15 protein-coding genes and 1 tRNA gene are annotated in these 13,492 nt (G+C 64.7%); 11 read left to right on the top strand and 5 right to left on the bottom strand.

The features are described 5' to 3' along the window. Positions 1-189 precede the first annotated feature (189 nt). The 3 genes from CSW63_RS13920 to CSW63_RS13910 all read left to right on the top strand — a co-directional run bounded on the left by CSW63_RS13920 (position 190) and on the right by CSW63_RS13910 (position 1,070). Entirely contained in the window at positions 190-492 is a 303-nt protein-coding gene (locus CSW63_RS13920; RefSeq protein ID WP_010919247.1) for an integration host factor subunit alpha, read from the top strand. A gap of 12 nt (positions 493-504) precedes the next feature. Further along, entirely contained in the window at positions 505-930 is a 426-nt protein-coding gene (locus CSW63_RS13915) for a MerR family transcriptional regulator (RefSeq protein WP_062099512.1), read from the top strand. 63 nt (positions 931-993) lie between these two features. Next, positions 994-1,070 (top strand) — tRNA-Pro (locus tag CSW63_RS13910). 90 nt (positions 1,071-1,160) lie between these two features. Here CSW63_RS13910 and CSW63_RS13905 read toward each other — a convergent pair. After that, on the bottom strand, positions 1,161-1,385 hold the full coding sequence (locus CSW63_RS13905; protein WP_062099513.1) for a DUF2842 domain-containing protein: 225 nt from the start codon (positions 1,383-1,385) through the stop codon (positions 1,161-1,163). 23 nt (positions 1,386-1,408) lie between these two features. After that, positions 1,409-1,660, bottom strand: coding sequence for a GlsB/YeaQ/YmgE family stress response membrane protein (locus tag CSW63_RS13900; RefSeq protein WP_062099514.1), 252 nt, complete (start codon positions 1,658-1,660; stop codon positions 1,409-1,411). A gap of 150 nt (positions 1,661-1,810) precedes the next feature. Here CSW63_RS13900 and CSW63_RS13895 point away from each other — a divergent pair, with 150 nt between their 5' ends. Beyond that, entirely contained in the window at positions 1,811-2,842 is a 1,032-nt protein-coding gene (locus CSW63_RS13895; RefSeq protein ID WP_062099515.1) for a COX15/CtaA family protein, read from the top strand. Between the two features lie 41 nt (positions 2,843-2,883). Here CSW63_RS13895 and CSW63_RS13890 read toward each other — a convergent pair whose 3' ends face one another. Continuing rightward, the gene (locus CSW63_RS13890; protein WP_062099516.1) at positions 2,884-4,284 is read right to left on the bottom strand and encodes an alkaline phosphatase PhoX; all 1,401 of its coding nucleotides are present in this window, start codon (positions 4,282-4,284) and stop codon (positions 2,884-2,886) included. 234 nt (positions 4,285-4,518) lie between these two features. Here CSW63_RS13890 and rplM point away from each other — a divergent pair, with 234 nt between their 5' ends. From rplM to argC, 3 genes are all read left to right on the top strand, one after another. Next, positions 4,519-4,992, top strand: coding sequence for a 50S ribosomal protein L13 (gene rplM, locus CSW63_RS13885; protein WP_010919253.1), 474 nt, complete (start codon positions 4,519-4,521; stop codon positions 4,990-4,992). Between the two features lie 3 nt (positions 4,993-4,995). Next, entirely contained in the window at positions 4,996-5,469 is a 474-nt protein-coding gene (gene rpsI, locus CSW63_RS13880; RefSeq protein WP_004624294.1) for a 30S ribosomal protein S9, read from the top strand. A 91-nt stretch (positions 5,470-5,560) separates the two neighbouring features. Beyond that, on the top strand, positions 5,561-6,514 hold the full coding sequence (gene argC, locus CSW63_RS13875) for an N-acetyl-gamma-glutamyl-phosphate reductase (protein ID WP_062099528.1): 954 nt from the start codon (positions 5,561-5,563) through the stop codon (positions 6,512-6,514). A gap of 7 nt (positions 6,515-6,521) precedes the next feature. Here the strand turns inward: argC and CSW63_RS13870 are convergent, their stop codons facing one another. Together CSW63_RS13870 and CSW63_RS13865 are read right to left on the bottom strand one after the other, a co-directional pair. Further along, complete coding sequence (locus CSW63_RS13870) at positions 6,522-7,154, bottom strand: DUF1287 domain-containing protein (protein WP_062099517.1); 633 nt, start codon at positions 7,152-7,154, stop codon at positions 6,522-6,524. Between the two features lie 86 nt (positions 7,155-7,240). Beyond that, a complete protein-coding gene (locus CSW63_RS13865) occupies positions 7,241-9,253 on the bottom strand; it encodes a class I poly(R)-hydroxyalkanoic acid synthase (protein WP_168193659.1) in 2,013 nt (670 codons plus the stop codon). Positions 9,254-9,346: 93 nt separating this feature from the next. Here CSW63_RS13865 and CSW63_RS13860 point away from each other — a divergent pair, with 93 nt between their 5' ends. The 4 genes from CSW63_RS13860 (at position 9,347) to glpX (ending at position 13,470) form a co-directional block, all read left to right on the top strand. Next, positions 9,347-9,787 (top strand): hypothetical protein, encoded by a 441-nt coding sequence (locus tag CSW63_RS13860; protein ID WP_062099518.1) that lies wholly within the window; start codon positions 9,347-9,349, stop codon positions 9,785-9,787. Positions 9,788-9,895: 108 nt separating this feature from the next. Continuing rightward, positions 9,896-11,116: an LL-diaminopimelate aminotransferase gene (locus CSW63_RS13855; protein ID WP_062099519.1), complete on the top strand. Its 1,221-nt coding sequence runs from the start codon at positions 9,896-9,898 to the stop codon at positions 11,114-11,116. 36 nt (positions 11,117-11,152) lie between these two features. Next, entirely contained in the window at positions 11,153-12,442 is a 1,290-nt protein-coding gene (locus CSW63_RS13850; protein ID WP_099503369.1) for a homoserine dehydrogenase, read from the top strand. 74 nt (positions 12,443-12,516) lie between these two features. Then, positions 12,517-13,470, top strand: a complete 954-nt coding sequence (glpX, locus tag CSW63_RS13845) for a class II fructose-bisphosphatase (RefSeq protein WP_062099521.1) — start codon at positions 12,517-12,519, stop codon at positions 13,468-13,470. Positions 13,471-13,492: the final 22 nt, after the last annotated feature.

The raw sequence follows: 13,492 nt of genomic DNA, 5'->3' as shown, positions 1-13,492 counted from the left end.
TGCGCAATCTTCGTTGGCGGCATGAACTCCCGCCGTTGAGTCTTTGACTTCATGCGGTAATCGCGGCATGAGGTCGTCGGTGAACCTGGGCGCGGCCTGTTGAGGGCGGCCGCAATATGCCTGGGCTCGCCGCGAGTGCTCCATCTGGGGCGGTCTTCAGATCGCTCCTATACGCGTGAAGGGGGTTGCATGAAGGGCGCTACTTTGACCCGGGCCGACCTGTGCGAGGCGGTTCATGAGGAAGTCGGGCTGACCCGCCAGGATTGTGCGGGGCTGGTCGAGCGCACCCTCGATCTGGTCGCCGAAGCGCTGGAGCAGGGCGAAACCGTCAAGCTCTCCGGTTTCGGCGTTTTCCAGGTTCGCGCCAAGCGCGCGCGAATGGGCCGTAACCCCAAGACCGGTGAACCCGCCGAGATCGAGCCGCGCCGCGTGATCGGCTTCCGGGCCTCTCAGGTCATGAAGGCGCGTATCGATCGCGCTCTGGGCGGCTAAGGATCGTTTGCGGTGGCGAAGGGGCCTAACGCCTTCCGCACGATCTCCGAAGCGGCCGAGGAGCTGGGCGTGCCTCAGCACGTGCTCCGCTTCTGGGAAACCAAATTCTCGTTCATCCGACCGATGAAGCGCGCGGGCGGCCGTCGATTCTATCGCCCGCAGGACATCGCCGTGCTGAACGGTGTCCGTACCCTGCTGCACAGCGAAGGCCTGACGATCAAGGGGGTGCAGAAGCTGCATCGCGATCACGGCTTGGCGCAGGTGATCGCCGCCGGGATCGGCTCCAACGGCTCGGCCAGCCTGGACGCCGATTTCGACTATCAGGCGCCGCGCCAAAAGACCGCGTTGGTGGGAGAAGCGCGGGGGCGCCTAGCCTTCGCGCTAGCCGACCTGACCGCGGTCAAATCGAGACTCGACGGTCTTTTGACGCGCGGTTGATTTCTGCCGAAATCGCTGTTGCCCAAGCCGGGAGCGGCGCCTATAAGGGCGCTCCTTCCGCGTCGGAGCGTGGCGCAGCCTGGTAGCGCACTTGACTGGGGGTCAAGGGGTCGCAGGTTCGAATCCTGTCGCTCCGACCATTTCCTTCGGGATACCGTGGAAGATCAAAGGCCGCCCGAAAGGGCGGCCTTTTTCGTATAGTCCCAAGTGGGGTGCGTGATCACGCGCGTTTAGCGCTGACCGGTATCGAGGGGCTGATCGGCCTTGCCCATCCAAGAGATCAGCGGAATGACCGGCAGGATCCAGCCCAGGCCCAGCGCCACGAAATAGACGAGATGGATGAAGCGGTTCTGCGGCAGGTGATCGTAGAGGCTCGTGAAAATCCAGATCCAGGCGAAAAGAATCACCAGGACGCCGATAGAACCGATCAGCTTTCGAAGTCGGGCCGGGATCATGCGGGGCTGTGCGTCGGAAGAGGTCACGCGGGTCTCCGGATAAGGCCGAGCACGGCCAGGAACATGATCGCGCCGACGCTCGAGACGACCAGTTCGCCAAAGAAGCCTGGCAGATGCAGGTCGATGCGCGAGGCGATGAACGCTCCGATGAACGAGCCGATCACGCCGATCAAGAGCTTGATGAACAGCGAGTGCCGGCGCGCCAGAACAATGTCCGCGATCCAGCCCGCGAGTATGCCGATAACCGTCGCGGCGAAAACGCCCATCCCACTCATTTGTGACTCCGGCTGATCGCCTGTCCGCGATCTTTCGCACGAAGCGTCGCCTCCGTCATGTCGGGCGACACAGACATTGATGCCCGCACATCAGGGGCGTAGGGAAGAGGTCGCCGCAATTCGGCCCACAAGTGGCGCTTTTCCGACCCTATGACGTCTTTCCTGCGTTCCGACCGCTCGCGTCCTGTCGCGATCTGGCTTTTCTTCGTCGCCGCCATGGTGTTCGCCATGGTCGTCGTGGGCGGGGCGACCCGCCTGACCGACTCTGGCCTTTCGATCACGGAGTGGAAGCCGATCCTGGGCGCCTTGCCACCGATGTCCGATGACGCCTGGCGGCACAGTTTCGATCTCTACAAGCAGATCCCGCAGTACCATCTGGTCAACCCCGATATGACCCTTGACGAGTTCAAGGGCATCTTCTGGTGGGAGTGGGCTCATCGCCTCCTGGGGCGCGTTGTCGGCGCGGCTTTCGCCATCCCCTTCATCGTATTCCTCATCCGTCGCGACATTCCCCGCCGTCTGGTCTGGCGGTGCGGGGTGATGCTGGCCCTAGGCGGCCTGCAAGGTCTTGTCGGCTGGTGGATGGTGTCCAGCGGCTTGTCCGAAAGGGTCTCGGTCGCGCCGGAACGTTTGATGACGCATCTGGGCTTGGCCTTGCTGTTGTTCGTGGTGCTGATCTGGACCGCGCTGGACGCCTGGAACGGCGCGCCACGGGTCGAGGAGCGCAGCCCCTGGCGAAGCTGGGCGTTGGCCTTTCTCGGGGCGGTTTACTTCCAGAGTCTGCTGGGCGCGCTTGTCGCCGGCAATGACGCTGGACTAATCTACAACGACTGGCCGCTGATGAACGGACGCTTCTTCCCGGCTGACTATGCCGGTGCAGGCTTCTGGGGCACGCTGGCCCATAGCCAAGCGGCCGTGCAGTTCAATCACCGCCTGTTCGCCTACGTGCTTTTCGTTGGCGCGATCGCCATGGCGGTGATCGCCTGGCGCGATCGTACGCTTGTCGTCGATGGCAAGCGCGCCGCGATGGCGGTCGCCATCACCGTCACCCTTCAAGCGGCGCTAGGCGTCTGGACCCTGATGGCGGCGGTGCCGATCAGCCTGGGCGTCCTCCATCAGGCGGGCGCGGCGGTGCTCCTGGCGGTGACGACCATGTTCGCGTGGCGTGTACGCCGGCCCTGATCGGCGCTCCGTAACGTTTCCGGAGCGCCGTCTGTGAGGGGCTAGATCTTGATCGCGCCCCAGGGGCCCGAAATCGCCAGGGTGAAGCCCGGGTTTTGCACGTTGACAAACAGGGTGCCGCCGTCGGGCGAGAAGCAAGCGCCGGCGAACTCCGAGTTGTCCTTATGGACGTTGCGCGCCAGCGTGTAGACCTTGCCTTCAGGCGTCACGCCGCGCAGGTGATTGCGTAGGGTGTCCGAATAACGGTCCTCGCAAATGATGACGTGGCCCCACGGCGCCACCACCAGATTGTCAGCGTAGTCGAGCACGCGGGTGTTCTGGCTTTCGACGAACAGCTGCAGCTTGCCCGGCTGGTCCGCCTCACCCGGCTGGCCCTCGAAGGCGCTGGGGACATAGCGGAAGATCTGGCCCGCGCCCTTGGGACCGCCCGAGGTGGCGGTGAAGTAGAGCTCTCCCTTACCGAAAAACAGGCCTTCGCCTCGGCAGACGATCGCGGCGCCGGCCTTGTGGCCGCGGCGCCGCAGGTCGTCATGCGGATTGTCGACGCCATCGAGATCGATCCACCGCACCGCCTTCCAGCCACGCACGGGGAACGATTGCTCCTTCTGATTACGGGTGTCGCCGCCTTCGGGCGCATCGACCAGGCCCAGGGCCTGCAAGCGACCGCCGGCCGCCAGGTTGCGCCGGTCGTTGGGCAGGAAACGGTAGAAGAGGCTGTCGGCGACATCTTCGGTCAGATAGACGACGCCCGTGCGCGGATCGATGCAGGCCGCCTCGTGCTTGAAGCGGCCAAGACCCGTAAGCGCGACCGGTTCGACGAGGCCGACATGCGCGCTGGGCGCCTCGAAGACGTAACCGTGACTTTTGCCGACCTTCTCGCCGGCGTTGATCGTGGTCTCCTCGCAGGTCAACCACGATCCCCACGGTGTCACGCCGCCGGCGCAGTTCACCAGCGTCCCGGCGATGCTCATGTGCTGGCGCTCGGTCTGCCCGGTCTTGAGATTGTAGAGCTGGGTCGTCGTGCCGCCCGGGAGCGGCGCGGCGTCGCTTCCAAAATCCCAGATGCGGCTGCGGTCGATCCGGTCGAGGAACTGCTGACGCGCGCCGAACGGTCCCTCTGCAACGTCCGAGACCGACATTTCGTGATTGCGGACCAGCAGGATCTTGTCCTCGCCGGCGGCGAAGCAGCCCATGCCGTCGAACTTGCCTGGCAGGATCAGACCATCACTCATCGTCTGGCCGACCTGCGCGATCACGCGGTAATGAAAGCCGGCGGGCAGATCGATCATGCCCTTCGGATCGGTGACCAGCGGGCCATAGCCCGTGACCTCGTTCAGGTAGGTCTCGGCCGGCGACGCGCCGTCTTGGGCCCGGGCCGCGAAAGCCCCAAAGGCGATGCTGGTGGCGGTGGCGCTCAGAAAGGTTCTACGGGATACGGCCATGGGGTGTCCTCGGGGTAGGGGCGCGGGACGCTATGCCGAGGTTTCGTGACAACTCGAATACGGAAATGCGGTATTATAATACCATGTTGTTTATCCAATTGTTTTTAAATAGCTTTTCACAAATTTCTAGATCTTGGTGTTGACAGGGCGGGGCGTGTCGCGTAACAGCCGCCGCTCACGCCGTTGGGGCCTGTTCTACAGGCGCTGACGCACTAGAAATTACGGATCAATCCCATGCAAAAGATCACGGCTTCCCTGAAGCCGGCCGAGGTCGAGAAGAAGTGGATCGTGGTCGACGCCGAGAACGCCGTTGTCGGCCGTCTGGCTTCGTTCATCGCCATGCGTCTTCGCGGCAAGCACCGTCCGGACTACACCCCGCACGTCGATTGCGGCGACTTCGTCGTCGTCATCAACGCCGACAAGGTGAAGTTCACCGGCAAGAAGCTGGACGACAAGGTCTACTATCGTCACACCGGTCACCCGGGCGGCATCAAGGAAACCACCCCGCGCAAGGTGCTGGGCGGTCGTTTCCCCGAGCGCGTTCTCGAGAAGGCCGTTGAGCGCATGCTGCCCAAGGAGAGCCCGCTGGCTCGCAAGCAGCTGACCCATCTGCTCATCTACAACAACGGTGAGCACCCGCACCAAGCGCAAAACCCCGAAGTCGTCGACTTCGCGGGCCGCAACGCCAAGAACATCCGGAGCCTCTAAGCTATGACCGACGCTCAAGGCTTTGACGCGCTGGCCAGCCTGTCCAGCAACCCGGAAGCTGCCGCTCCGGCCGAACCCAAGATCGACGCCCAAGGCCGCGCCTACGCGACCGGCAAGCGCAAGAACGCCATTGCGCGCGTCTGGATCAAGCCGGGCAAGGGCTCGATCACGATCAACGGTCGTGACCAGGAAGTCTATTTCGCCCGTCCGGTGCTGCGCATGATGATCGCCCAGCCGCTGGAAGTGACCGACCGTCTGGGGCAGTTCGACGTCGTCGTGACCGTGGAAGGCTCGGGCCTGTCGGGTCAGGCCGGCGCCATCCGCCACGGCCTGTCGAAGGCTCTGACCTACTACGAACCCGGCCTGCGCCCGGTCCTGAAGCCGCACGGCTTCCTGACCCGCGACAGCCGCGTCGTCGAGCGTAAGAAGTACGGCAAGGCCAAGGCCCGCCGCAGCTTCCAGTTCTCGAAGCGCTAATCGCGACGATTACGTATTTGGGAAAGGGCGCTTCGGTTCGGCCGAAGCGCCCTTTTTCTTGTTCTGTCTCCTGTTCGGATTGGAGTCCGCCATGGCGAACGCTCCCAAGGTCTTCATCGACGGCGAAGCCGGCACCACCGGCCTGCAGATTCGCGAGCGCCTGATCGACCGCACTGACCTGCAACTGATCTCGATCGATCCCGATAAGCGCAAAGACGCCGACGCCCGGGCCGAGATGCTGAATGGAGCCGACGCGGTGATCCTGTGCCTGCCCGATGAGGCGGCCAAGGAAGCTGTTTCGCTGGTCCGCAACCCGAACACAGTGATCATCGACGCCTCGACCGCCTATCGGACGGCGGAGGGGTGGGCCTACGGCTTCCCGGAACTGGACAAGGACCAGCGCGGCAAGATCGCAGCGTCCAAGCGGATCTCCAATCCCGGATGCTACCCGACCGGCGCGATCGCCCTGACGCGGCCGCTGGTCAGCGCCGGTATCCTGCCGCCTGAACTGCCGGTCTCCTACAACGCCGTCTCTGGCTACAGCGGCGGCGGCAAGGCGATGATCGCCGAGTTCGAGGATGAGGGCGCCGCCAACTACACCAAGGTCCCGTTCCGGATTTATGGACTGTCCCAGGCGCACAAACACGTTCCCGAAATGCAGAAGCATGGCGGTTTGTTGACCCGTCCGTTCTTCGCCCCAGCCGTCGGGCGCTACATGCAGGGCATGCTCGTCGAGATGCCGCTGCATTTCGTCGCGCTCCACGGCGCGCCGTCGTTGAGCGCCATCCACGAGGCGCTGTCTGACCACTATGCGGGGGAGCAGTTCGTTGAGGTCGCCTCGCTGGACGAGGCCAAGGCGTTGACCTCCCTCGATCCGGAAGGCCTGAACGGCACAAATCGGCTCAAGCTGTTCGTATTCGGGTCGGACGCCAGCGGGCAGGCCCGCCTGGTCGCCTTGCTCGACAATTTGGGCAAGGGCGCGTCCGGCGCTGCCGTTCAGAACCTGAACATCGCCCTTGGCCTGGACGAGGCGGCCGGCCTTTAGGTCCGACTCAGACCCGCCAGCGGTAATGGCCGGCGGGTTTGTGCAGCTTGAAGCGCCATAGGGGCTCTTCCTTCACGCCCTCGCCGATGTTGTGCGCGACGCGCACGGCGTCAGGCCCGCTGACGGCGACGCCCAGATGCGGACGCCCGCCCGTCAAGCGCCAGGTCAGGATGTCGCCGGGCGCGACGTTCTCGAAAGCGTCGCCACCGAAAAGCCGAGAGGCGGGGAGGGGAAGCCTGGCCTTCTGGCGCACGAGGAACGCCTCAAGGTTCAAGACTCGCCGATGATCGATATTGGCGTCGGGCGAGGTCAGTCCCCATTCTCGACGCGACGGATAGGCGTCGAACGCCGCTTTCATGTCCTCATGCACGCGTTGCTGCAGGTCGATGTCCCAGGCGTCGCGAGCGGCGCGGATCAAGACGTCGGAGCAGACCCCGCTGGTCCGCAGGACGTCGCCGTTCGGATAGCCGATCGATCGATAGCTGGCGTCGTAATCCACCGTGACGCCGACCTGAGCCCGGGCTGCGGCGGCCAGCTTACGACCGGCGTCCGGGATCAAGGCGTAGCCGGGCGCCGCGCGCACCAGAAACGGTGCGGCGGCGAACATCCCGAGGGCGGTCCGACGACTAAGCGAGAGCATGGTGCGGTAGCTTGGCCACGATCCTGGCGACTTTTGGGCGAACTTGGTTCGCCTTCGCCGCTATAGAGAAAACCCGATCAGGATCGTTACGGTTGTGACTTTACGAGCACAAACGAGCCTGGTGCGTCCTCCAGCGGTTTCAACTTGCCCTTGGCGGGATCGCGGGCCGGAACCTGGTCGCCCGAACGCGCCTTCAGCCAAGCGGCCCAGTGCGGCCACCACGAGCCGGGGTGTTCCTGCGCGCCGGCGATCCATTGCGAAACGTCGGCCGGAAGCTGATCATTCGTCCAGTGCTGGTACTTCTTGGCGTCAGGGTGGTTGATGACTCCCGCGATATGGCCCGACCCCGCCATAGTGAAGGTCACCGGTCCGCCGAAGGCTTTGGCCCCCCGATAGACGCTGCGGTACGGGGCGATGTGGTCGTCCTTCGAGGACTGCACATAGATCGGGATCTTGACCTTCGAGAGGTCCAGCCGCTCACCGCCCAGGCTCAGGCGCCCTTGGGTCAGGGCGTTATCCTTGTAGAAGTTGCGCAGATAGAACAGGTGCAGCGCCTTGGGCATGCGGGTCTGGTCGGCGTTCCAGAACAGCAGGTCGAACGGGCGCGGCTCCTTGCCCATCAGGTAGTTGCTGACAAAGAACGACCAGATCAGGTCATTGCCGCGCAGGGCGTTGAAGGTGTCCGCCATCGACTGGCTGGGCAGGAAGCCGCCCGCCTGGTCCATCTGTTGCTCGATGGACTGAAGCCACTCCTCGTTGGTGAACAGGAGCAGGTCGCCGGCCTCGGCGAAGTCCTGCTGGGCGGCGAAGAAGGTCGCGGAATTAATCCGCTTGTCGCCGCGCGCGGCCATGTGCGCCAGGGCGACCGAGAGTAGCGTGCCGCCGATGCAGTAGCCGACGGTGTTGACCCTATCGACGCCGCACTGGGTCATGACCTGCTGGGCCGCGTCGTAAATGCCCTCGAACATGTAGTCTTCGAAGGTCTTGGCTGCGAGCTTCTGATCCGGATTGACCCAGGATGCGACGAACACCGTGAAGCCCTGGCTGGTCAGCCAGCGGATCATCGAGTTCTCGGGCCGCAGATCCATGATGTAGAACTTGTTGATCCATGGCGGGAAGATCAGCAGCGGGATCTCGCAGACGGTCTCGGTCGTCGGGGCGAACTGCAGCAGCTGCAGGATATCGTTCTGGTAGACGACCTTGCCCGGGGCGGTTGCGACATTCTCGCCGACCTTGAACTTTGCGAGGTCCGTCTGGCTGATCGCCAGCTGTCCGCCGCCGCGCTCCAGATCCGCCGCGAAGTTCTGCATCCCGCGCACCAAGCTCTCGCCCTGGGTCTGCACCACCTCGCGCAGGGCGGCGGGGTTAGAGATCAGGAAGTTCGACGGCGAAAACGCGTCGGTCAGCATCTTGGTGAAGAACTCGACCCGGCGCTTGGTTGCCGGATCGACGCCGTCGACCTCGGCGATCAGCCCGTTCAGCCAGTTCGACGAAAGCAGGTAGGACTGCTTCATCAGGTCGAACATCGGATTCGACGCCCAATCCGGATCATTGAACCGCTTGTCGCCCGCCGAAGGCGCGACGACGGGCGTGACCTCTTCACCGGCCGCGCGTCTCGCCGCGTTCTGCCAAAGCTCCATATACTGCCCAAAAAGGTCCGCCTGGGCCCGCATCAGCCGATCGGGCTGGGCCGCGAGGCGGGTCATCACCTCATTTAAGGCCGGGGCGACGTGGAACGGATCGGGCGTGAGGGCGGCGGGGCGGTCGGCCTGGCGCAGCGCGGCTTCGGCGATCGCGCCTTGCGCGGTGACGGCTGCTCGCGCCAGGTTTGCCGACAGGGTTTCGACCATTCTCAGCTGGTCCGGCGACAACATGGACTCAAATGCGGGGAAGGGGGAGGGCTCTCCGCGCGGCGGCGATGGCGGTGGATCGGCCGAATCGGTCCGGGGCGGCGGTCCGGAAGCAGACTTGGCCTTGGGGGGCTTCGTGTCGCTCTTGGGTGACTTTGGGCTCTTGGAAGTCTTGTCCGCCGTGTCGGCGCCTTCGACCTTTGTCGCGGCTTTCTTGCGAGCCTTGGGGGCGGCCTTCGCCGTGGCCATGGGGTTTCCTCCGCTTCGTCCAAAGCTAGTTCTTGAAAAGCGACGCCGAACGCCTTCCGCTCGCCGCGATCATCGCATAAGACCAGAAACAAGATGAACGGCGAAACCCGCAAAATCGTACGGATCGGTTTGATCGTCGGCTTGGCCGCCGGCGCTTCCGCGTGCGCCAGTCCGTTCACGACGAGCCAGGTCGATCCCAGCTCTCCCGTGGCCGCCGCCGCCACGGCCGCGGCCAAGGAAAAGGGGCCTCGCCGGAAATTCTCCGACATCCCCGCGATTCCCAAGGATGTCCCGACAGCCGCCCAGATCCGCGCCACCGTCGCGCGACAGCAAGCCGACGCCGCCGCGCTGGAAAAGGCCACCGCGCCGAGCACCTGGGAACTGAAGGACACCGACGTCTACGCCGCCAAGGCCCGTCGCGAAGTGAAGCCGCCGGCGCTCATCGCGCCGACCGAGGCCGATCGCGCCGACACCGAAGCCTTCGCACGCGCGGCGCGCGGCCGAGCTAGCGCGCCTCCGTCACAGCCCCAATAGGGCGACGGAGGCATAATCTTCCTTTGGCTGGCTTGGCTTGACCCCGCTCGGGGTCTATCCATGCCCGACTTTCGCTCCCAGCGCGCCGACGCGGCGCATAGAGCCCTCATGAGCACCGATTTCCACCGTATTCGCCGCCTGCCGCCCTACGTCTTTGAAGAGGTCAACAAGATCAAGGCGCGTCTGCGCGCCGAGGGGACCGACATCATCGACTTCGGCATGGGCAATCCCGACATGCCGACGCCGCAACATATCGTCGACAAGCTGATCGAGACCGCGCGCGACCCAAAGGCTGGCCGCTATTCGGCTTCCAAGGGCATTCCGGGTCTGCGAAAGGCCATGGCGAACTATTACGGCCGCCGTTTCGGCGTTAAGCTGAATCCTGACACCGAGGTTATCGCCACGCTGGGCTCCAAGGAAGGCTTCGCCAACCTCGCCCAGGCCCTGACCGGACCCGGCGATGTGATCATTTGCCCGAATCCCGCCTATCCGATCCACGCCTTCGGTTTCATCATGGCGGGTGGCATCATTCGCCACGTCCCGGCGCTATCGCCCGAGGAATACCTCTCAAACATCAGCCGCGCCGTGAAGCACTCGGTGCCGCCGCCCAGCGTGCTGATCCTGTCCTATCCGTCGAACCCGACGGCCCAGTGGGTCGACCTGGATTTCTACAAGGACGCTGTCGCGCTGGCCAAGAAGCACGACCTGCTGGTCATCAGCGACGTCGCCTATGGCGAGATCTATTTCGACAACAATCCGCCGCCGTCGATCCTGCAGGTCGATGGGGCCAAGGACATCGCCGTCGAGGTCAACTCGCTGTCCAAGACCTACGCCATGGCTGGCTGGCGGGTAGGCATGGTGGTCGGTAATGCGCGCATTTGCGCGGCCCTCGCCCGCGTGAAGTCGTATCTCGACTATGGCGCCTATACGCCGGTGCAGGTCGCCGCCGCGACGGCCCTGAATGGCCCGCAGGACTGCGTCGACGAGATCAGAGGCATCTACAAGAGCCGCCGCGATACGCTGATCAAGTCGATGAAGTCCGCGGGTTGGGATATCCCGAACCCTCCGGCCTCGATGTTTGCGTGGGCCAAGATCCCCGAACCCTATCGGGAGGCCGGCTCGATGCTGTTCTCGCGACTGCTGATCGAGGAGGCCGGCGTCGCCGTGGCGCCGGGCATCGGCTTTGGCGAATATGGCGAAGGCTATGTGCGGATAGGTCTGGTCGAGAACGAGCATCGCATCCGCCAAGCCGCACGCAACGTGAAGAAATTCATCGCCAACGCCGACTCCATCCTGGCCAAGGCCAACAACAAGATGGAACAGGCCTAAGAAGGCTGCGTCGGACGGCGTAACGAGGATTCGAAGATGACGAACAAGACCTGGCGTATCGGCGTCGCGGGCCTCGGCACCGTGGGCGGCGGGCTTCTGCAGTTCCTCGCGGAGCGTCCAGCCTTCGCGCCGGCGGGTGATCTGGCGGTCGTCACGGCGGTGTCGGCGCGCTCCAAGTCGCGCCCCCGTACGGTCGATATTTCGAGCCTGGCTTGGTTCGACGACCCGGTGGCCCTGGCCGCCTCGCCGGACATCGATATCTTCGTCGAACTGGTCGGCGGTTCCGATGGCCCCGCCAAGGCTGCGGTCGAGACCGCGTTGAAGGCGGGCAAGCCGGTGGTCACCGCCAACAAGGCCCTGATCGCCGAGCATGGGTCCGAACTCGCCGCCCTGGCCGAGGCCACCCATACGCCCCTGCTGTTCGAAGCGGCGGTGATGGGCGGCGTGCCGGCGGTCAAGATGATGCGCGAAGCCCTGGTCGGCGACGACATCGTCTCCGTGGCGGGCATCCTCAACGGCACGTGCAACTTCATCCTGTCGGAGATGGAAAAGACCGGTCGTTCGTTCGCCGACGTGCTGCGCGAAGCCCAAGGCCTGGGCTACGCCGAAGCCGATCCGACGATGGACGTTGGCGGCTTCGATGCGGGCCACAAGGTCAGCATCCTGGCGGCGCTGGCCTTCGGCTGCGCCCCGAACTTTGCGGTTGCTGAGATCGAAGGCATCAGCGAGGTCGACCTGCTCGACATCAAGCTGGCCAAGGATCTGGGATACCGCATCAAGCTGATCGCCGGCGCGGCGAAGTCCGACGACGGCGTCGCCGTGAAGGTTCATCCGTCCCTGGTGCCGCTGGATCATCCGCTCGCCCAGGCTGGCGGCGCCCTCAACGCGCTGTTCATCGAGGGCAAGCGCATCGGCCGGATCTTCCTGCAAGGCCCGGGGGCCGGCGCGGGTCCGACGGCGGCTGCGGTTGCGGCCGACATCGCCGACGTGATGACCCGGGCGGTGCGCCCGGTGTTCCAAGCGCCGGCCGGCGATCTGAAACCCTTCGTCTCCATCGATCCGTCCAAGGCGGTCGGCAAGGCCTATCTGCGCGTGATGGTGCAGGACCAGCCCGGCGTGATCGCGGCGATCTCGGAAACCCTGGCCGAATGCGGCGTGTCGATCGACAGCTTCCTGCAAAAGCCCGTGGAAGGGGCGGGCGGGGTGCCGATCGTGCTCGTTACCCATGCGACGCCGGAATCGAACCTGCTGGACGCGATTAGCCGCATCGAAAAACTCGAGACCGTGCTAGAGCGTCCCCGCCTTCTGCGCGTCGCGCGCATCTAACGACCCGGAAAACTGGGCGACGAAGGCGACATTGGGAACAAGGCCGCTTCGTTCGGAGCGGCCGGGAGAAACGGATGAGTTCGAACACCCTGGACCGTGCTCTGGTCCTGGACGCCGTTCGCGTGACCGAAGCCGCCGCCATCGCCTCTTGGACGATGCTCGGTCGCGGCGATGAGATGGCCGCTGACCAGGCCGCAGTCGACGCGATGCGCAACGCCTTGAATGAGCTCGACATCGACGGCGAGATCGTTATCGGCGAAGGCGAGCGCGACGAGGCGCCGATGCTCTACATCGGCGAGAAGGTGGGCACGGGGAAGGGGCCTCGGATCGACATTGCGCTCGATCCGCTAGAGGGCACGACCCTGGCGGCCAAGTCCCAGCCGAATGCGCTGACGGTGATGGCCTGGGCCCCCAAGGGCACGCTGCTGAACGCCCCCGACACCTACATGGACAAGATCGCCTGCGGTCCGGGCCTCCCCGCCGGCGTCATCGATCTGGATCGCGCTCCGGGCGAGAACATTCTGGCCGTGGCCGAGGCCAAGGGCGTCGCGCCGTCCGAGATCACCGTCTGTGTTCTGGATCGTCCGCGCCACGCCGAGATCATTGCCGGTGTCCGAGCTGCGGGCGCGCGCATTCACCTGATCACAGACGGTGATGTCGCCGGCGTCATCAATACGACCGACCCCTCGACTGGTATCGATCTCTATCTGGGATCGGGGGGCGCTCCCGAAGGTGTTCTGGCCTGTGCGGCGCTGAAGTGCGTCGGGGGGCAGTTCCAAGGGCGGCTGTTGTTCCGCAACGCCGACGAGCGCGCGCGCGCCGCGCGCTGGGGTGTGACCGACCTCGACAAGAAGTACGATCTGCACGAGATCGTCCGTGACGAGGCGATCTTCGCCGCGACGGGCGTGACCCGGGGCGGTCTGTTGGACGGTGTCGTCTATCGCGACGGCTGCGTCCACACCCATACGCTGGTGATGAACTCCTCGACGGGCACCGTCCGTGAAGTTCGCATGAAGCGGAAGGTCTGAAACCGTCCTGTCACGGCCGTCA

It is taken from the genome of Caulobacter sp. FWC26 (assembly GCF_002742645.2).
Lineage (GTDB): Bacteria > Pseudomonadota > Alphaproteobacteria > Caulobacterales > Caulobacteraceae > Caulobacter.
This window is presented reverse-complemented; position numbering and strand designations above follow the sequence as displayed.

Bases quoted from the DNA above. Each gene is read 5' to 3' on its own strand.
- CSW63_RS13870 (WP_062099517.1), bottom strand. From the start codon at position 7,154: ATGCTCTCGCTTAGTCGTCGGACCGCCCTCGGGATGTTCGCCGCCGCA.
- rplM (WP_010919253.1), top strand. From the start codon at position 4,519: ATGCAAAAGATCACGGCTTCCCTGAAGCCGGCCGAGGTCGAGAAGAAG.
- CSW63_RS13850 (WP_099503369.1), top strand. From the start codon at position 11,153: ATGACGAACAAGACCTGGCGTATCGGCGTCGCGGGCCTCGGCACCGTG.
- CSW63_RS13905 (WP_062099513.1), bottom strand. From the start codon at position 1,385: ATGATCCCGGCCCGACTTCGAAAGCTGATCGGTTCTATCGGCGTCCTG.
- rpsI (WP_004624294.1), top strand. From the start codon at position 4,996: ATGACCGACGCTCAAGGCTTTGACGCGCTGGCCAGCCTGTCCAGCAAC.
- CSW63_RS13855 (WP_062099519.1), top strand. From the start codon at position 9,896: ATGAGCACCGATTTCCACCGTATTCGCCGCCTGCCGCCCTACGTCTTT.
- CSW63_RS13890 (WP_062099516.1), bottom strand. From the start codon at position 4,284: ATGGCCGTATCCCGTAGAACCTTTCTGAGCGCCACCGCCACCAGCATC.
- CSW63_RS13860 (WP_062099518.1), top strand. From the start codon at position 9,347: ATGAACGGCGAAACCCGCAAAATCGTACGGATCGGTTTGATCGTCGGC.
- argC (WP_062099528.1), top strand. From the start codon at position 5,561: ATGGCGAACGCTCCCAAGGTCTTCATCGACGGCGAAGCCGGCACCACC.
- CSW63_RS13920 (WP_010919247.1), top strand. From the start codon at position 190: ATGAAGGGCGCTACTTTGACCCGGGCCGACCTGTGCGAGGCGGTTCAT.
- glpX (WP_062099521.1), top strand. From the start codon at position 12,517: ATGAGTTCGAACACCCTGGACCGTGCTCTGGTCCTGGACGCCGTTCGC.
- CSW63_RS13900 (WP_062099514.1), bottom strand. From the start codon at position 1,660: ATGAGTGGGATGGGCGTTTTCGCCGCGACGGTTATCGGCATACTCGCG.
- CSW63_RS13865 (WP_168193659.1), bottom strand. From the start codon at position 9,253: ATGGCCACGGCGAAGGCCGCCCCCAAGGCTCGCAAGAAAGCCGCGACA.
- CSW63_RS13895 (WP_062099515.1), top strand. From the start codon at position 1,811: ATGACGTCTTTCCTGCGTTCCGACCGCTCGCGTCCTGTCGCGATCTGG.